This is a genomic window from Nostoc sp. UIC 10630 (assembly GCF_010747425.1).
Taxonomy (GTDB): domain Bacteria; phylum Cyanobacteriota; class Cyanobacteriia; order Cyanobacteriales; family Nostocaceae; genus Nostoc.
On sequence record NZ_JAAGOG010000108.1, the window covers coordinates 1 to 18,063 of the forward strand.

The 18,063-nt window shown below is 40.0% G+C and carries 20 protein-coding genes; 10 read left to right on the forward strand and 10 right to left on the reverse strand.

The features are described from left to right. Positions 1 to 90: 90 nt before the first annotated feature. Both G1O98_RS22575 and G1O98_RS22580 read left to right on the forward strand, forming a co-directional pair. A complete protein-coding gene (locus G1O98_RS22575; protein ID WP_163932096.1) occupies positions 91 to 837 on the forward strand; it encodes a ferritin-like domain-containing protein in 747 nt (248 codons plus the stop codon). Positions 838 to 986: 149 nt separating this feature from the next. Then, positions 987 to 1,334 carry a helix-turn-helix domain-containing protein gene (locus G1O98_RS22580; RefSeq protein ID WP_012409687.1) on the forward strand — a complete coding sequence of 116 codons (348 nt, stop codon included), beginning with the start codon at positions 987 to 989 and terminating at the stop codon, positions 1,332 to 1,334. Positions 1,335 to 1,474: 140 nt separating this feature from the next. On the opposite strand, the gene G1O98_RS22585 is transcribed toward G1O98_RS22580, so the two are convergent. The 3 genes from G1O98_RS22585 to G1O98_RS22595 are packed head-to-tail and all read right to left on the reverse strand — an operon-like array spanning position 1,475 to position 3,149. Further along, complete coding sequence (locus tag G1O98_RS22585) at positions 1,475 to 1,870, reverse strand: hypothetical protein (protein ID WP_163932098.1); 396 nt, start codon at positions 1,868 to 1,870, stop codon at positions 1,475 to 1,477. 26 nt (positions 1,871 to 1,896) lie between these two features. Further along, positions 1,897 to 2,502: a VWA domain-containing protein gene (locus G1O98_RS22590; RefSeq protein WP_163932099.1), complete on the reverse strand. Its 606-nt coding sequence runs from the start codon at positions 2,500 to 2,502 to the stop codon at positions 1,897 to 1,899. A gap of 41 nt (positions 2,503 to 2,543) precedes the next feature. Further along, positions 2,544 to 3,149: a VWA domain-containing protein gene (locus tag G1O98_RS22595; protein ID WP_163932101.1), complete on the reverse strand. Its 606-nt coding sequence runs from the start codon at positions 3,147 to 3,149 to the stop codon at positions 2,544 to 2,546. A gap of 785 nt (positions 3,150 to 3,934) precedes the next feature. On the opposite strand from G1O98_RS22595, the gene G1O98_RS22600 reads away from it, so the two are divergent. Continuing rightward, positions 3,935 to 4,993: an aliphatic sulfonate ABC transporter substrate-binding protein gene (locus G1O98_RS22600; RefSeq protein WP_163932103.1), complete on the forward strand. Its 1,059-nt coding sequence runs from the start codon at positions 3,935 to 3,937 to the stop codon at positions 4,991 to 4,993. A 251-nt stretch (positions 4,994 to 5,244) separates the two neighbouring features. On the opposite strand, the gene obgE is transcribed toward G1O98_RS22600, so the two are convergent. Next, positions 5,245 to 6,273 carry a GTPase ObgE gene (obgE, locus tag G1O98_RS22605; RefSeq protein WP_163932105.1) on the reverse strand — a complete coding sequence of 343 codons (1,029 nt, stop codon included), beginning with the start codon at positions 6,271 to 6,273 and terminating at the stop codon, positions 5,245 to 5,247. Positions 6,274 to 6,347: 74 nt separating this feature from the next. Then, the gene (locus G1O98_RS22610; RefSeq protein ID WP_163932107.1) at positions 6,348 to 7,025 is read right to left on the reverse strand and encodes a Mo-dependent nitrogenase C-terminal domain-containing protein; all 678 of its coding nucleotides are present in this window, start codon (positions 7,023 to 7,025) and stop codon (positions 6,348 to 6,350) included. A gap of 301 nt (positions 7,026 to 7,326) precedes the next feature. Here G1O98_RS22610 and G1O98_RS22615 point away from each other — a divergent pair, with 301 nt between their 5' ends. From G1O98_RS22615 to G1O98_RS22630, 4 genes are all read left to right on the forward strand, one after another. After that, on the forward strand, positions 7,327 to 8,427 hold the full coding sequence (locus G1O98_RS22615; RefSeq protein WP_175586816.1) for a glutamate--cysteine ligase: 1,101 nt from the start codon (positions 7,327 to 7,329) through the stop codon (positions 8,425 to 8,427). Between the two features lie 531 nt (positions 8,428 to 8,958). Continuing rightward, a complete protein-coding gene (locus tag G1O98_RS22620) occupies positions 8,959 to 9,315 on the forward strand; it encodes a hypothetical protein (protein ID WP_163932108.1) in 357 nt (118 codons plus the stop codon). A 375-nt stretch (positions 9,316 to 9,690) separates the two neighbouring features. After that, on the forward strand, positions 9,691 to 10,230 hold the full coding sequence (locus G1O98_RS22625; RefSeq protein WP_012409679.1) for a Dps family protein: 540 nt from the start codon (positions 9,691 to 9,693) through the stop codon (positions 10,228 to 10,230). Between the two features lie 152 nt (positions 10,231 to 10,382). After that, positions 10,383 to 11,150 (forward strand): ChaB family protein, encoded by a 768-nt coding sequence (locus G1O98_RS22630; protein ID WP_163932110.1) that lies wholly within the window; start codon positions 10,383 to 10,385, stop codon positions 11,148 to 11,150. A gap of 490 nt (positions 11,151 to 11,640) precedes the next feature. On the opposite strand, the gene G1O98_RS22635 is transcribed toward G1O98_RS22630, so the two are convergent. Further along, positions 11,641 to 12,039 carry a TIGR02588 family protein gene (locus G1O98_RS22635; RefSeq protein ID WP_163932112.1) on the reverse strand — a complete coding sequence of 133 codons (399 nt, stop codon included), beginning with the start codon at positions 12,037 to 12,039 and terminating at the stop codon, positions 11,641 to 11,643. After that, on the reverse strand, positions 12,036 to 12,914 hold the full coding sequence (locus G1O98_RS22640; RefSeq protein WP_163932115.1) for a TIGR02587 family membrane protein: 879 nt from the start codon (positions 12,912 to 12,914) through the stop codon (positions 12,036 to 12,038). The genes G1O98_RS22635 and G1O98_RS22640 overlap by 4 nt, the downstream gene beginning before the upstream one ends. 302 nt (positions 12,915 to 13,216) lie before the next feature. Here G1O98_RS22640 and G1O98_RS22645 point away from each other — a divergent pair, with 302 nt between their 5' ends. Beyond that, positions 13,217 to 13,399, forward strand: coding sequence for a CsbD family protein (locus G1O98_RS22645; protein ID WP_012409675.1), 183 nt, complete (start codon positions 13,217 to 13,219; stop codon positions 13,397 to 13,399). A 169-nt stretch (positions 13,400 to 13,568) separates the two neighbouring features. Here G1O98_RS22645 and G1O98_RS22650 read toward each other — a convergent pair whose 3' ends face one another. Beyond that, positions 13,569 to 13,841, reverse strand: a complete 273-nt coding sequence (locus G1O98_RS22650; protein ID WP_163932145.1) for a GlsB/YeaQ/YmgE family stress response membrane protein — start codon at positions 13,839 to 13,841, stop codon at positions 13,569 to 13,571. Between the two features lie 248 nt (positions 13,842 to 14,089). On the opposite strand from G1O98_RS22650, the gene G1O98_RS22655 reads away from it, so the two are divergent. Beyond that, complete coding sequence (locus tag G1O98_RS22655) at positions 14,090 to 14,341, forward strand: hypothetical protein (protein ID WP_163932118.1); 252 nt, start codon at positions 14,090 to 14,092, stop codon at positions 14,339 to 14,341. A gap of 49 nt (positions 14,342 to 14,390) precedes the next feature. On the opposite strand, the gene mutL is transcribed toward G1O98_RS22655, so the two are convergent. Further along, on the reverse strand, positions 14,391 to 16,130 hold the full coding sequence (gene mutL, locus G1O98_RS22660) for a DNA mismatch repair endonuclease MutL (RefSeq protein ID WP_163932122.1): 1,740 nt from the start codon (positions 16,128 to 16,130) through the stop codon (positions 14,391 to 14,393). A 158-nt stretch (positions 16,131 to 16,288) separates the two neighbouring features. Between mutL and G1O98_RS22665 the strand changes: the two genes are divergently transcribed. After that, entirely contained in the window at positions 16,289 to 16,624 is a 336-nt protein-coding gene (locus tag G1O98_RS22665) for a rhodanese-like domain-containing protein (RefSeq protein WP_163932124.1), read from the forward strand. A gap of 282 nt (positions 16,625 to 16,906) precedes the next feature. On the opposite strand, the gene G1O98_RS22670 is transcribed toward G1O98_RS22665, so the two are convergent. Next, positions 16,907 to 17,956 carry an adenosine deaminase gene (locus G1O98_RS22670; RefSeq protein ID WP_163932127.1) on the reverse strand — a complete coding sequence of 350 codons (1,050 nt, stop codon included), beginning with the start codon at positions 17,954 to 17,956 and terminating at the stop codon, positions 16,907 to 16,909. Positions 17,957 to 18,063 lie beyond the last annotated feature (107 nt).

The window sequence follows — 18,063 nt, forward strand, 5'->3', positions numbered from 1 at the left end:
CCTCCTGCCCCCTGCCTCCTGCCCCACCCGAATAGAAAATGCACATTAGTATAAGAATTGTAACCTCCCAATTATCAGTGGCAATTTCTGATGAACTTCTTAACTAACATTCTGCATTTAGCTGGTTCAGGTGCTTTTGCCTATTACTCTGCTGCTCAAATTCGTGATTCTAAAACCCGTCCTAATATCCTTGCGGGGTTTTATTTTGCTGAATCTGGTTCTGTGCCGTTTTTATCTGCACTTAGCGATCGCGCCGCAGCCGAAGGCGATACATGGTTAGCCGAAAAACTAGCAAAACACGCATCAGATGAGACTAGGCATGGTAAAGTTTTTGCCCACGCCTTACAGCAGATGAATAAACAAGTTATAGATTTTAAGCGTCAACCCCAAACTACAACCACAAACAAATCACAACAGCAACGTAGTCCGTTTTTTGCAGCATTCTTTGAAGGCTACACCCAAGAACAACTTAAACCTGCTGTCATTGAGTGGGATGTGTTTATGGCTAGCACATATATTCTTGAGTTAGATGCTAGTAAAGACTTTGCGCGAATGGCAAAAGTATTACCTGATAACGAGCCAACCGGTCGTAACTTGAAGTTAGGAATGCTAAGTATTGCCCAAGATGAAACTGGACATGCTGCTTATCTCTACGAAGCGATGATGCGACGGATGCCTGCCGCCAAAGTGGAAAAACTTGTAGATATGTGGCGAACCCGCAAGGTAAACGCCTTGATAGCAATGGTTGGCGGTATCCTCCAGCGTAATGGCGAAACACGATCGCTAGTCCAAGATAGTGCGCCGTCGGAAATTGATTCTGAGTTGATAGCTACGTAATTATAGTTATCATTGAGTATCTAATGTTAAAAAAATTTAGTCTATCAAAGAGAGCAGTTAAATTTTGTGGAGTGTTGTAGATGTACCCATACTTTTAACTAGCGGTACTACCCAGCAAACCTAAGTAAGGTACTTCTTAAAAACTGACTATGAAAGCTGAAGCAGAAAACAATCTCAGGCTGACTTGTGAAGTAGAAACTACCCTAAAGGTAATTGGCGGACGCTGGAAAGTTTTGATTATTAGAGAATTAATGACTGGCGTAAAAAGGTTTGGTGAGTTACAACGAGCTTTACCCGGAGTTACGCAAAAGATGTTGACTCAGCAACTTAGAGAAATGGAGCAAGACGGCATTATCCATCGAGAAGTTTATCCCCAAATTCCACCAAAGGTAGAATATTCGCTAACGCATTTAGGAGAAACTTTGCAACCAATTCTCTATGCTATGCATGAATGGGCTGTTCAACACTCAAATCGAACAAATCACCATCAATATTGAGCATGGTTAATAAATAATAATTGCTCATTTTAAATTTGAGATAGGAGATTATTTTTGAATCTTGAATTGTTTTTTTAGACATGCCTAGAAATGAATAGAGACGCAATATTTTACGTCTCTACATTCTTTTTTGAAGATGTTTATTCATTGCTTCTTAAATATTCAATCGCTGCCTCTAATTTTGAGGGGTAACTTTCAGCAAACCTTTCAAACCAAAGTCCTTCCGACGAAAGTGGATCTACTTTGGCTAACCATTCTTTTGCCTGTATTTTCAAGCCCTCTAATTGTTTGGCTTTGAGTTGTTCTTGGCGAATTCGCTCCTTTTCTAGTTCTTGTTGTTTTTGTAACTCAATAGCAGCATCCTCTTCTGCAAAATTAGCCTTAACCTCTGCCAAAATGTTATCCATAAAAGATGCCGACTTTGGCGATGATGGAATAAAGGATTTGGCTGTGGTTGATTTTGACTGTTGCTGTTGTGGTTGTACTTCTTTATATTCAGTTTGGAGTTCGGCTAATAGCTTATCAATGGAATCCATTTTTGCAATTCCTATAAATGATATATTTAGTCATTAATGGCATTGAGCAACACTTCTGATAGACTCATATCTTCCATATCTTCCATAGTAATGGTGTCACAGATATCAAACTTAGCACCAGCACTTTGAAGTTCATCATCTAAGACTTTCAGAAAGCGAGTAGCTTGTGGATCTGCGCCCACTTGAATGAAGGAAATGGCTAATTCTTCATCTCGATCGATGCGGCGAGAAGCTTCAATAATTACCTTCATAACTGCTTTGCGATCGTCTGGTTCACCATCAGTAACCACTAAAATTGTTTCACCATTTGGCTTTGTTTGACCGGCTGCTTTGCGTTGTAAGTAATCGTCAGTTGCATGTTTCAACACACCTGCCAAGTCAGTTGTACCAGAGGGATCATTTTCTCGGAAAATTTGCCCTACTAGACTGGATGTCACGTTTTCGTATCGCTTGAATTTACCAGAAAATAAATAAATAGTGATACCATCTGGGTCAAATTGCTCACACTTGCTAGCTAAAGCCAAAGTAGATTCCTGCGCTGCAAACCATCTACTTCTGCCACCCTTTTGATCTTGGGTTGCCATGCTGCCGCTTTTATCAATAATTAAGGTGTAATCACGATTTTCTAGCATTTATAATTTTCCCAATTATTTAATAGAAAACTTTAAACTAATCAGTCAGTTATTGCGTTAGTCAATACATCTACAAGACTCATTTCTTCTAAGTCGTCTAAAGTAACCGTGTCGCAAATATCAAATTTAGCGCCGACACTTTGTAACTGGTCATCCAAAGCTTTAAGGAACTTAGTTGCTTGGGCATCTGAACCTACTTGAATGATCGAAATTCCTAATTCTTCATCACGCTCCATCTGGCGAGTAGCATGAATGATAACTTCAAATACAGCTTTGCGATCGTCTGGTTCACCATCGGTGATGACTAAAATTGTCTCTCCATTTGGCTTGCTTTTACCGGCTGCTTTGCGTTGAAAGTAATTATTGATTGCGTCCTGAAGCACACCTGCTAAGTTTGTCGTCCCAGCAGGGTCATTTTCGAGAAATATCTGTGCGACTTTGGCTGAGGTGACATCATCGTAGCGTTTAAATTTACCGGAAAACAAGTAAACGGTGATGCCATCGGGATCAAACTGTTCGGCCTTTCTTGCCAAAGCGAGTGTAGACTCTTGGGCAATCTCCCATCTACTTCTACCGCCCACTTGGTCGGGTGTGGACATACTACCGCTTTTATCAATGATTAATGTATAGTCGCGATCGCTCATCATAATTTTCCTCTGATTGTTACCCTGCAATTCTAGTTTAACTCCGTTTTTTTACCAGTAAGCAAAGCCTTTAAGCTTTTGTCTCAATTTTTACGTGAACTAGCCGCACTGACTTGGATTACAAAGTACAGTGTGGGCTTCCAATTTCACCGAGGAATGCCGTATCTCGGATCAGAGTATAGATGAAGCTAGTTTATAGTTATAGTCTGCGATCGCTTTATATCATGTCCTCCTAATCACTTAGGATATGCCATTGTGATTGGAACACAGCAATTGCAAGAGTTCGAAGATTGCTTCTCTACGAGATGCTCCATGAACACTTCGTTTGCAATGACAACTAATTAGCCGGACATGATATTACCTAATCCAGCAAATATCGTTGTGCATGAGGCTGTCGGTTTTTCGCCTGTAAGTGTATTTAGCATAATTCAGTATAAAATTGTTGCATATTACAATACCAGTAGGTGACAACTATCTCTGTAATAAAAGGCACCTCTATCAGTAAATCATCCTCTTTTTTGCTAAAAGTCCAAAAGTCGTTTCTATGGAATGATGGCTTTATTTACTGCTTGATTCTTGCAGAAGTCTATGATAGCATCCGTACAAACAATAAACTACTAAAAACCGACCGATTTTTAGTAGTTTAAGATTACATGCCATTGGTAAAACTGCTTAATTAAATTTATCAGCTAAAAATTTAAATGAAATTTTTAGCTAATTGCCAGTAGTGCAAACAGTATAAATTCAGTAGCGAAAAGACGAAAACATTAAATATTTACTAATACATTATGGTAGAAATATCGCGCAAATCTTACTTAAAGCTGTTCAATTACTCTCTATTATTCTTAGTAGGTGGAGTATTCAGTTTATCCACGACTTTAGTCAGTTGTAAAGCACCAAATACACCAGAGCAAACCGCTAACGCCTCCAATAGCTCTAATAGCACTAAGACAAAAGTCTTACACATGGGCTATATGACAGCTGGAGACTTACTCAAAATTAAAGGATTGTTAGAGAAACGTTTAATTCCACTGGGTATGAAAGTCGAATGGTCAAAATTTGCTGCTGGCCCGCAACTTTTGGAAGCGATGAATGTAGGAAGTGTAGATTTCGGCTTTGTCGGTGAAACTCCCCCCATCTTTGCTCAAGCGTCGGGTGTTCCTTTTGTTTATGTTGCTAGTAGCAAACCTGGAACTGGTGAGGGAACTGCTGTTGTAGTCGATAAAGATTCTCCAATCAAGACAATAGCTGACCTCAAAGGTAAAGGATTGGCCTTTCAAAGAGCTACTGCACAGCAGTATTTCGTTTTGAAGGTTTTGCAAGAAGCAGGGCTGAAACTCAGCGATATTAAACACATTAATCTCACACCATTAGAAACTCGTGCTGCATTTGAGCGTAAGAGCGTTGATGCAGCTGTAATTGGCGACCCCCACCTTGCTCTATTTCAGAAAACTGCTCGGATTCGGATTATCCGAGATGGTAAAGGGATTACTACCCAAGGAGGTTACTGGTTGGGCTCGCGTAGTTTCGTCAAAGATAATCCTGATGTAGTTAAAGTCATATTAGAAGAAGTCAATAACATTGGCAAATGGGCTGAAGCTAACCCACGTCAAGTAGCTGAACTGATTTCACCTGAAGCGAAAATTGATGTTCCAACACTAGAACTGGTATCGAAACGTAGGCTTTATACATTAAGACCCCTTAGTGAAGAAGTTTTGTCAGGACAGCAGAAAATTGCTGACTTATTCTATGAGCAGAAATTTATCACTAAGAAAATCAATGTTAAAGAAGCGACGCTTTCTTCTGAACAATATGCTACTTTAACCCCTTCAGAAGTTAAGCCTTGAGCATATAATTCGTAATTCATAATTCGTAATTTTAATAGCTTTTATTACGATTAGATTTACAAAGGTTGCAAAACAATTATGTTGTGTATCAACGTCAATACGTCGTTCGAGGTTTTTATTAATCATTCTTTGATGAGAATAGAGCCTCGCTGTAGGGGCAATTCATGAATTGCCCCTACGACAGATGTGGTTTTTCCAATCATCTATATTTGCTCTTTCTTGCCAATGAAGTAGTAATTACGAATTACAAATTATCTCAATGCCTCCACTTCTTCAGGAACCTTCATTTGGTCGAGAATTCCCCAGATTTCTTGTAACATCGGCTCTAAGCCGGTGCGAGTAACTGCTGAAATTATAAAAACCGGGGCGTAGCAGAGATGATTAAGTTGGGTAGCTAAAGCCTCCAAATCGACAGTTTCCCGATCTACGGCATCAATTTTATTCAGCGCCAAAATTTGTGGACGTTCTGCTAAACCCTGTCCATAAGCTTGTAATTCTTCTTTAATTGTGTTGTAATCCCTAATCACATCATCACTAGTGGCATCAATCAAGTGAAGTAGCACTCGCGTGCGCTCAATATGACGCAAGAAATCATGCCCCAATCCAGCCCCATGAGATGCTCCCGCAATTAGTCCAGGAATATCGGCGAAAACAGTACCATCGCCAGTCGGTTTTCGCACTACACCCAAATTTGGGATCAAAGTAGTAAAGGGATAATCAGCAATTTTAGGACGTGCTGCTGATAAAGATGAAATTAAAGTGGATTTTCCAGCATTTGGTAAGCCAATAATCCCCACTTCTGCCAAAAGTTTCAACTCCAGACGCAGCTGCTTTATTTCCCCCGGTAATCCTGGGAGGGCGTATTCTGGGGCGCGATTACGGTTACTCAAGAAATGCTGATTTCCCAGTCCGCCTTTACCACCTTGGGCAATCAGTAAAGTCTGCTGAGGCTCAGTTAAATCTCCCAGCAGTTCGCCAGTTTCAGCATCATAAATAGTTGTACCGCAGGGAACTTCGATAATTAAATCCTTTCCTCCTGCTCCGGTGCAGTTATTTGGCCCACCACGAGTTCCTTTTTCTGCCTGAAAGCGATGATTATATCTGAAGTCCAGCAAGGTTTGTAGGTTTTCGTCGGCTACGAAAAATATCGAACCGCCTCGCCCTCCATTACCACCAGAGGGGCCACCAGTCGGCACGTATTTCTCTCGCCGGAAGGCGACAATACCATCGCCGCCCTTACCAGCTTCAACTTCAATTTTTGCTTGATCGATAAATTGCATACTTAAATAATAATGAGAAGTGAAGAGTGAGGAGTTACAAATTATAACTCCTTACTCCTCACTCCTAACTCTAACTAAATATATGGTGAAACATCTTCACCACATTTATCTGCTAGATAAGAGAGGGCGCGGAAACGTAAGCCCACCAGTTGCTCATACAAGGGGTTAATTTTACACATCGGGGGGATGTGGACAATCTTGCGTCCAAATAAGGTGACATCCCGCTCAAAGGGACACTGGGAGGGAATCATTTTACACAAAAAGCGGGCTACTCTTGGGTCTTGAATATCTAGCCCATCCAGCCAGTCACGCAGGGGGTGTAGTGCATCAATTTGACGCTTTGTAAGTCCAGGGCTGGCGATCGCAGGGGTAAATTGCTGTGGGTATTCTAGGGTATGGCGAAGGGCTTCTAGTAACTCCTCTGGCTGTTCTAAGGCTTGACAGAACTGATGCAGAACCTCATCTTCACTGGGAGAATAAGTACCATCTGCGATCGCTACCATCACTGCTGTCCTTAAGAAATTTTCTGCGGCGGGTGTACCTTTACCCAACACTGCGGCTAATTCTTCTGGCGTAATTACCTCTAGCGAGTCCCATTTTATCTTAGGAGCTAATTCATCTTTGGTGATGTTGGCTATTAATTCCTGTTCTTGGGCATCAAAATTACCATCTGCCCAAGCAATGGTGAGCAGCCCACGCAACCAAGCGGCAATCTGTTCGCTGCTATAGGGGGATTGAACGGTACTTGTCATAAACTCACGTCTCAAGCTTTCCTCAGTCACTACTAAGCTACCCTAATCGGCGACTGAGAAGATAGTCAGGGCAACACAGAAAAATAAATCAGAGAGGTTTTCAAATCGCAAAAGCCGATCTTAGGGTAAAATTCATTTATCATATTATTGAGAATTTTTATAGTTAAAGTAAAATTGATTGGAGTATCTCAAATATTCGTGCTACGTCTCTACAAGGGTTCTAGAGAAAGCATATTTAATTTTTGGAAATATCTATCTATTAGTCAGATTAGGTTAACTATAAGCAATAAAGGTATAGATAATGTTTTTCTTTGGCATTGAGCATGAAGTCGCATTCCTAAATAAAGAAGGTAAATTTGCTGATTTTTCCCACACAAAATTTGCTGATTTTAATCAAATTATTGAAAAGTTACCTACATATCCCAGCGATTATCCTCAACTGCGCGTAGGTGATGCGGGTATTAAGATGAAGAGATGGTACATTGAGGGATTTGAAAGATTTGCAGATTCCGATGAAGTGATAGACTGTCATGTTAAAGGTATTGAAATTAGAACAACTATACATTCTGATATTCAAGGCGCTATTACAGAATTATCAGAAAGTTTTCACTTACTACGTGAAGTTGCTGCTAACTTTGACTTATCACCAGTTTTGGTCAGTTTTAATCCCTACAATCCAGCTTTTGAACCTCAACCTCCATTAAATGATTATGAAATCAAACAGCTAGAGGCTTATCCTGACGAACAAACTGCTAATATTCACATGGTGTCTTATGGACCAGATTTAAATATTTCAGTGGCGGATTTGTCTACTGAAAGTGTGATTGATATCGGTAGAAAGTTAACTTATTATAGTCCCTATATTGTCCCTTTTAGTTATAGCTCCCCTTTTTATAACGGAGGTTTATGGGATGGGTTGTCGGTACGAACGTTTATCAGAACCGGAAAAAGACCAGCAGCCCTAGTTTTTGTTCAGAAAGAAGAAGAACTGATTAATAGTATACCTTCGCTAACAAAAATCGCCCGCATTCCGGCTGAAGTAGGACGCATTGAATTTAAAGCTTGTGATAGTTGTGATGATTTTTTAATCTACGCGTCTTTGCTAGCTTTATTGAAAGGTTTGGTACTAGATAACACCTTACTAGGTAGAGAAACTGTACCCGATGCAGTATTACATCAAATTTCAGCAAAAGAAGGTTTTGACAACGAGGATATTTTTGAGAATGCGACAAAAGTCTTGCAAGCAGCTGAAGTTGCCTTGGAAAATGACCCAGATGTTCATTATTTAATGCCCTTAAAAGTACTGCTGGCGAAGCGAAAAACAAGATCCCATGAATTAATAGAAATGTTCAATCGTGTAAGTTCAATAGAAGAGGTAATAAGGCAGACTTATCAAGTTTAAAGAAAAGATTTGTTTTCCCCTTTAAAAAAGGGGATATTTATACAAATTTAGGCTTTACAAATATCATTTAATATGCATATTTGTGAAAATGCTTTAATTGGATAAAGTTGAGCTAACTGAACACAAATCCCAGAGTCATTAATCTGCGACAACTATATTAAGTCGATATATCTAGAGACTGATTTTTATTGTAACCACAGATATAGAAAAGTTCATTCTAGAGATTGATGCAGGCTTTAGCATTTTCAAAGTACAAGTAGAAATAAGGAACCTTGAGAAAAGAATGTCAATATCAAATGTAAAAATTTTGCTACAGAATTAAGGTGGTATTTGCTTATTATCCCTTACTAATTTCGATGCAGAAATACAAAGATAATTTCTTCATTTCTTTATCAGGTTCCTTTGACAAGAACTTTCAGATTAAAGTGTAGCCTGCTATTTTTATTATTGCTCAATTTGCCAAATAAAAGTATAAGCTCTGCTTTATCCGTGAAAGTTCTGCGTTGTTAAAGCTGTTATCGAGGATTTCAAATGAAGATTATTGCTTCTGTTTTATCTATCTTAAGTCCAGTACGTTTTCTAATTGTAGGCTTTACTTGCGCCTTACTACTGTTATCTAGTGCTTTTCCTGCTTTTGCAATCGATAGCTATCAAAGTAATCCTACCGAAGGCACTACACAACTGCTTGACATTCAGCGCAAAACTGATGAAGCTGCTAAAGAACCACCACAAGGATTGAGAAAAGTTCAAAAGGAGTCAAACGAAGGACTTAATGAGGTTCAAGGTGCTGCTGATATTGACAAGCAAAAGCGTCCTGAAAATTCACAATCTGCAACCACTGTGGAAGAAAATATTAAGAATGTGTTGGAGAAAGTTACAGGCAAGTAACTAAATTAATAGTTCTGGTAATTTTTGGGTAGTAATGGGTGATTGCGTAAAAGCAGTGACCCATTACTCATTATTAATGTTAAGCTGGCTGGCACATTAAATTAAGTATAAAGCTATATTCGCGTGAACATTGTTGGAAAACTGAGTTTAGATATTTTGAATTAACTATTGTGTTTAGTATTCTTATGTTTGGAGCTTCAAATCGCTAATTACTAGACTATTGGCTGACTATTAGCTAAATACTACCTATTAAGACATAGGCGCAATTATCAATTTAGTAACTTATCTAAGCTCATAATGTTTCCTTTGGTTGATGTGGAATGTATATGAAATTTGAGAAGTTAGTAAACAAGTTTGCTTAGGGATGGAAAAATAATGCGTGCGATAAATATTGGGTTAACAGAAGAACAGCGTCAAGGTGTAATTAATCTGTTAAATAAAGATTTGGCAGATGCCTATCTACTGTTGGTGAAAACCAAAAAGTATCACTGGGATGTCGTTGGCCCTCAGTTCCGCTCTTTGCACCAGCTTTGGGAAGAACACTACGAAAAGCTGACTCTAAATATTGATGCTTTGGCAGAGCGAGTTCGTGCTTTAGGTGGTTATCCAGTTGGCACAATGGAAGGATTTCTTAAGATTGCTAGCCTCAAGGAACATGCTGGTAATGTTCCCACAGCAACAGGAATGGTAGCTAATCTAGTAGAAGACCACGAACAGGTTATTCGTAACTTAAGAGACCATGTAGACCAGTCTGGTGATGAGTTCCACGATCAAGGAACTGCTGACTTTCTGACTGGACTTATGGAAGAACATGAGGAAATGGCTTGGATGCTGCGTTCATTTATTGAAGGCGAAGCACTGGGGCCAGATGGTAGACAGCCAGCAGAAGGGGCTAAGACTCCTGTAGGTGTGTAGCTCATAACGTCTGAGTTAAAAATGGGTGTTTGTGAAACCAATTAGAAGGAGGAATTAATCTTCCTTCTAATCGCTGTAAAAGAATTAATCTCCCTGCATCTACCTATTCAACATATTCATTGTAAAAACAACATAATACAAGGAGTATTGAAGTGCCAGAAGTATATAAAGCAGAACGTACTATCTCTGCTGTATTTAAAGAACAGAAGCAAATTGATGATGTGATTCGACGTTTACTAGACAGGGGTGTACCTAGAGATCATATTTCGGTCATGGGTAGAAACTTTCAGTCAGAAACTAGAATTGCAGGCTTTATTAGTAAAAAGGATGTGATTCTGGGAGGTTTGAGAACAGGAGCAGTTTTTGGTTCCTTATTTGGTTCCTTTCTCAGCTTGCTTACGGGTGTAGGCGTACTATTTATTCCCTTTGTCGGCCCAATTGTGGCAGCAGGGCCTATTGGTGCAGTGTTGTTGGGTGCTGCTAGTGGAGCGATCGCAGGTAGTGCAGGTGCCGGTCTTGTGTCGGTTCTAACTACTTTGGGGATGCCAGAAGATAAAGCGGCTATCTACCAAACCCGCTTACAAGCTGGCGAATTCTTACTAATGGCAGAAGTTCCGAGCGATCGCACTGGCGAATTTCAATTGCTACTCGAAAGTGCTGGTGGCGAAGAAATTAACACTATCGAAAAAACCTTTGCTCGCCCTTGTCCTGGACAGTGCAATAGTCCAGATGACTTGTCTCCTGAAGTTCGCGCTCATCTTTCTGATGAAGCTCAACGCACATTCATTGATCGCTATAACACTGTCTTCAATGAGAAAAATGACGAGTTCACAGCCGAACAAGCTGCTTGGGAGTCTGTTCATCAGCAATATGATGAAGATGAAAACGGCGTTTGGTCAAAAGCTAAGGTTAAAGCTTAAACTAGTCCGTGTTAGTAATTATATGAATCCGCTTTGATTTTTGTTCGCGTAGGGTGGGCAGGCAATAGACAATAGGAAAGAAGGTTACGGGGTTTTTTCAAAAATTAAATATGAATCCTATATAGGACTCGGATTTGATTTCTGAAAACATACTCAAACTGAAAAACCTGTTTTTTAAGGGTTTTATCTGAAATCTTATTCAAAAATCAGATATGAGTCCTATATATGGGAATCATATTTGATTTATAAAATTACTTATGGGATGAGCGTTGACGTTTGCGGAGCGTGTCGCAGACAAGCCTTTCGTAGAGAAGCGTCTCGCAGATAAGCGCAACGCAAGCGCAATAGGTAACTCGAAAAAAGGTTTTTTGAGTTGTACGGAGTTTTTTCAAAAATTAAAGTATGAGTCATATAGCAATTCTATTTGACTTGTAAGAATTGCAAGCCTTATATCCCTGACTTCTCCAAGAAGTCGGGGATATTATCTTCTCTATGGCAATTTATAACTACCAACACGCAGATTTAATTGACCTTGACGCGGGTTTTGGGTGAATACAAATGCGCCTTCTTCACTTTCCCCACTAGATAAAAAGTCAATCTGTTGCTCTCCTGTTTCTGTAACTTTGCCGTCAATCATTAACTCAGCCATAATCTGAACTGACTCAGCTGTATCTCCTCCACTATTTACAACTTCAAAGGGAACATAAAATTGGCCATCAATTTCCCGAATTGTTTCTTTTTTAGTAACAGAAAGAATGGGAGGTTGATTCTTTTCGTTCAGCCAAGTATAACCTACTAAACTCACAATGATTGCTAGGATAAATGAGGCGACGCTGAATGTTATCCACTCAGCTATTGAGCGCTTTGGTGGTTGTTCTGTTTGGGTCATATTGCTAACCTGCCAGCTGCACCGCCAATAGTTGCAGGTAAGCCCAGCATCAAGGTGTGATCTAACCACATTGTCCAAGGGTCGCTAAAAGTTAACTTTTGAAAGAACCACAGCATAAAAGCGCTTGCTAGGAGTGATACTAGGTAAGACATAATAGTTTCGCTCGATGGTCGTTGGAAAATTCCCTTTTGCTCTCTTCGCTTTTGCTGGTCAGAAAAGCCTGCTTGAAATACAATGCCATAAGAAATTAGTAAAGATGTGGTTATCATTGCTAACTCCCAAGGTGGCGAGGCTGCGGCTGCAAGCATAGTAATTTCATCTGTTGGAGCGATGTTAAATGCAATTATGGTTGCACCAATTAGTGTTCCGCCCACATCGGCAAAGGTGGCGTTTAACTCATCTTTTTGGTTGCTGCTTTTGCTGTCGGCTTTTTGTCCTTCTCCATTGCTGTTTCTACTATCTCCCAACAACTGGTTGGCTAATGCTACACCAAGAGCAAATGGTACACTTTCAAAGATGATTTTACCTAAAGATTCTTTTAGGGAAGTTTCTAGTGTCAATTCTCGCAATAGTAGCAGCACAAAGGCAGAGCAAGCTAGTCCGATCGCGATCGCTTCTACGGTATCCATTGCAGCTTGAGGAGATAGCCAGTTATATCTGCGTTTCCGAAAGCCTTCTGTCTGATTGAGCAAGTACACCACGATAAACATCAATGCGATCGCCATCATCATCAGTTGTGGTTTTGCCAGCGATCCAATCCACCAAACCTCCATTGTGTACAGTAAAGGGATGCCAAATAAAAAACCTCCGCAAGCACCCCGAATAATGTCATTAATCTCACTCCTCAATACATCTTTTTGACGTTTTGTTGCCACTCCTTTTCTGCCCTTTTATTGAAAATTTACTTTGACTGCTCTAATTTTCTACGAAGATGTATATAGCAGTCCTAAATACTTTGCGAAAAGTTAAATCCCCGACTTGTTTGAGAAGTCGGGGATGTGAACAGTGCAAATTTCTGTGACTTCGGATTTTTACCTGCTTACTCCTGTAGCTCACCGTATCTATCTTAAGATACATAACCGATCGAATTATTCTATCGGTTGATGGAAGTCAAAAATAATACACTATTGTTAGTTTATGTAATAGCTGAATCAACTACAAGCTAGACATAAAAACCATGAGTACCGAAAAAAGAGTAGAAGCTACCGTAAAGAATATTGAAGGAAAAATCCAAGAGGTTGTGGGTGAAATAACTGGAAATCCACAAGATAAAGCTGAAGGACAAGCAAAGCAAGCTGAAGCCCAAGTTGGTCACACTGTAGAAAACATTAAAGATGAACTTAAGAAAGCTTTAGAATAATTTAGTTTTTGCAGTGCAGCAACACTAACCATGATTCATTACTGATATCTTAACATTAATTACTCCACTAACCTTGAGGAAGTGGAGTTTTTGTATTTGCGTAAAATCTGAAAGGGTAAATTCCTAAGAAATTGCTTTTAACCACGATTTTTCTAGAGATTTAATTCAACTAATAACTGGCACGATTAGCTAATAGGTTCCAGAGAAAGATGGCAATTATTGCGCCAATTACAGCAACAATTACACCTGGTATACTAAGGGTTGCAGCAGTTAATTGAAATCTTCCTGTCTCTAAAAGAGTAACTAAAATTCCTCCGATCACAGCACCTACGATACCTAAAACCATAGTTGAAGCAATTCCACCACCTTGACGACCAGGATAAATGGCTTTTGCTATAGCTCCAGCAATTAAACCCAGAATGATCCAAGCAATAATGTTCAGCATAATTTCATCCATCAAAAAACTTAACCACTAGCTTAGAAATTACAATAGTGTTTTCCTTCTACCCGAAGGTATAAGTATTAAACTTCAATAACAATTAATAGCTTTTATAAAAATTAAATTGTAATTTTTTGCCAATTAAGTAAAGCTTCAATCTTGACTACAAGGATACAGAGGCGCTAACGCCTTCCTTTGAAGTCCATTTAAGATGGTAAAATATCAAGAATTATTGGGAGGAATCAATCCTCATGACTTTTATTGTTGCTAAATGGACGATTGAAGAGTATCACCGAATGATTGATGCTGGCATTTTGAGCGATCGCAAAGTTGAACTACTTAAGGGGGAAATTGTCGAAATATCGCCGGAAGGAGAACCCCATGCTTATTGTAGTGATGAAGCTGGTGAGTACGCAACAAAATTGACATTGACTGCGGGAACAATTCAACCGCTAGCATTTCCAGATATTTCTGTTGGGGTGGAACAGATTATTAATAGTTAAGTTAATGTACAGTTAATTAAAATTTCATGCGCTTGTGTTAAATTTAAAATTAAATTCCATGACTTTTTCCAATTACCCAATTCCGCCGGAAAAACCGGGCTAAAGCTGATTCTTCTAAAGATAAATAAATTGGCCGTCCGTGGGGACAGGTGCGAGGGTTGCGAGTGCGTTGCCAATTATCTAAAAGTGTCTGCATTTCTTGTTGATTCATCGGTATACCATTACGAATGGCACTGCGACAGGCGACAGCTACTTGCGCTGTTTGTAAATCACCTCCCCAACTAAGCTCTAAAATTGCTTCTGCACAGTCGTCTCGCTGTCGCAAAGGTGCAGGTATGTTTCGAACTGCCCAAAGTTGCTCGCCAAAGGGTTCTATGTCTAAACCGATGCGTTGCAGTTGCGATACTTGCGCTGATGACAATTGATAAAGAATGATTGCTGGTTCAACGGGGACAAGTTGCCAATCATCACACAATTGCTCATACAAAACTCGCTCATGGGCAATGTGCTGTTCTACTAACCACATACCACCTGGATGTTCCGCCACAATATAGGTGTTGCTAACTTGAGCGACAGCCTTCAAGGAATTAGGATTTTTGCAATCTTCCTTGGGATTCTGGGGATTGAAATTATAGCCGCCTTTGGCTTCTGCGGCTTTGAGTAATTTACTAACTCGTGTTGTGTGAACAGCTTCTTTGAGATTGGGAGAAGAGATACTGAGCGCTTGGTTAATTGCTTGGGTAATTTGTTCTTGCCAATAAATGATTTCGTTGAGATAAATTTCTGTTTTTGCTGGATTGCGATTCCAGTTAATTTGATCGGGAGAAATGGCAAGATGTAAGAAACAAATTGGATAGCGATCGCGCGGTAATGTTCTGTGAAATGCTGATAATATCGTTTGCTCTAGTTCCGGTGTCTTAACCATCCGTCCGTTAATGGCTACACGTACCCAATCTGGACGATGACGATGACAGCGATCGGGTAATCCTACCACTAAATTTAGTGCTGAGTGGGGAGAGACGCGATTCATCGCGTCTGTACAAGAGTCTGGAGTAGAGACGCGATGAATCGCGTCTTCTGTATGGGAGTTTAATGGGTTAGGTATTTTGAGTTTGACTTCTTGCAAGTCACCTTGTCGCACTTGCGGTAAAATCTGCGGTAGTAGTTGTCCAGTTGTGGCAGCAGGACAAATGGTGAACCATTGACGGTCATTTTGCCAAATCTGCCAGGTGACGTGGGGATGACACAGGGCGATTTGGTGAATTGTGGCTTGTACAGCTTTCATTTGCTGTGCTGTTGTGGGTAATCCCTGACGACGAGATGAGCAATTACCGAAAAGATGAGAAACTGTCACCACTGTACCAGGTGCGATCGCAGTTACTTCAACTTGCACAACTTTCCCACCATCGCCATAACCAATTCGCCATCCTAATTTTCCACCCACAGGACGACTCAAAATTTCTAAATCTGCCAGAGTTGTTAAGCTATGTAACGCCTCACCACGAAACCCTAAACTGTTAATTTTCCATAAATCGTCACTAGAGCGAATTTTACTGGTGCTGTGGGCTGTGGCTGCTTGTTGCAAATCATCTAGGTTCATTCCACAACCATTATCTGCAACACGAATTCGCCATTGCTGTGGCCATAAAGAAACCACAATTCGCGTTGCACCTGCGTCTAGGGAATTTTCTACCAATTCCCGCACCACAGAGGCTAAAGAGTCGATTACCTCACCAGCTGTAATAAGATATACGACTTCTGTTGGTAGAGCTTGAATAGTAGATGCCATAAATTATAGTTTATAGCTTCTGGGGGTAAGAGAAGTAGGGAGAGATGAGAGATTATTTTCAACTAGCTAGTTGCAAATTATTAACTTATTACACTGAAAACTCAATTAAAAGGCGATTTTTGATAAATTGCTTGTGAGGTTATAAGCAGGAAAAGCTTATGAGTAATAATTTAGTTGCTGATGTCCATGATTTAAAGACCCGTTTGCAATGGGGTCAACCAGGTTTTACAATTGTTGATGTGCGCGATCGCCACACCTACAATCACGGTCGGATCAGTGGAGCAATACCCATCCCATTAAACGATTTGGTATCTAAAGCCAAATCTGCTCTACATAAAGAACGCCATATTTATATCTATGGCGACAGTGACGAACATACAACCCAGGCTGCACAAATTCTCAGAGGACAAGGGTTTGCTGAGGTAGCAGAAATCAAAGGTGGTCTTGCAGCTTGGATTTCAATCGGCGGTGCTACAGAAGGTGTTGGCGCTTAAACTTAACCCAGGCATACTAATCTAAGTCTATTTATTTCATCATTGCTGGTTTTTTGTACTGCACATTAGACTTCTAGCAAAAATCAGAATTAGCGAAAAATTAACCACAAATAAACACCGATGAATTATCTGTGAACATTTGTGGTTTTTTTCTAAAACATTGTTTTTGCAAGATATCTATTGTGCATTACAGCTTTCTCTATAGCATCATAATAAAAACCAGTGATTGCAACATTAATTAACATTAAATCACCTGACTTTTTGCTTATCTTTAGGTGATCTTTAATTACTATCTCTTGTTGCCAAAACTTTAGGTGGTTCAGGTTTGAGCAAATCGTTCAACAAAGATGCAGGACGTTCACTGTAAGGCCAAGCGAAAGCATGACGGAAAGCGGCATCCTGACAAGCTTGTAGTTGTTTAAAACTGATAATGTCGTAAGTTAAGAGATTTTCATACTCAAACGGTAGACGCACATTGTGCAACCCAGCATTATCAGTACAGATAGCAATATCTACGCCAGCATCAAAACAACGGTCAAAAACTAATTTGAGTTGACGTATATCCTGCAAAGTACCAGTTTTTAGGTAAGTTGTGGGGCAAACCTCTAAACACTGTCCGCGTCTAGCTACATCATTAAGTAACTCTGGATACAGTAGAGGGATTTGAATACCGTGACCGATTCGCATGAGATAGGGTAACAGTTCGGGGTAACAACCGGCCGTGGTTTCATATAGATGTCCCGTGGTTTTAACGTCTAGCGATCGCGCATAATCATATAAGCTAATCCATTCTTCTAAGCGATCGGCATAATAGCTATCACCCCCTGCGACATCGACTGCACAGACATACTGCTTGTTTTGTGCCGCCAAATCAACAATCGCCTTGTTCACCTCATAAGGTAGGCGGGTGTGCATACAGAGAATTTGGCTAGTAACAATCGGATGTTCTGGCTGGTGGCTTGCAAGTCCTACTACTTTCACAATTTCTGCCATCTTGTCAATTCTCTGTGATTGATTCAGATGTTCAGGTGTCCGCAAATAAGGAGTGTAGCGCAGTTCCAGATAAGCCAAATTTTCAAAGATGTAAGCACCCCGCACCAAGCGATAGATAAAGTAAGGCAAAGTCTCAACTGTTTGCACACTTTCTACCAAGGTGTGTAATTCTAGATACTCATCTAAGCTGTTGCGTGGACGGGTGTAAAAATCTTCAAATTGTGAATAGTCAGCAAAGCGGGAAATCAACTCCGAAGAATGTCGCTCGAAATATCGCCATAGAACTCGCGGTACGACGGAACCGCCCAGATGTCTATGTAATTCAGCATATAAAGCCATAGTGCTACTTTTAGGTAAAAATTTCAATAATTGTAACAAAAACATAGAAAGAAAAAATATTACTCGCAAAAATTTAGAGCAAAGTGGAGGTTTACCACTATCTGAAT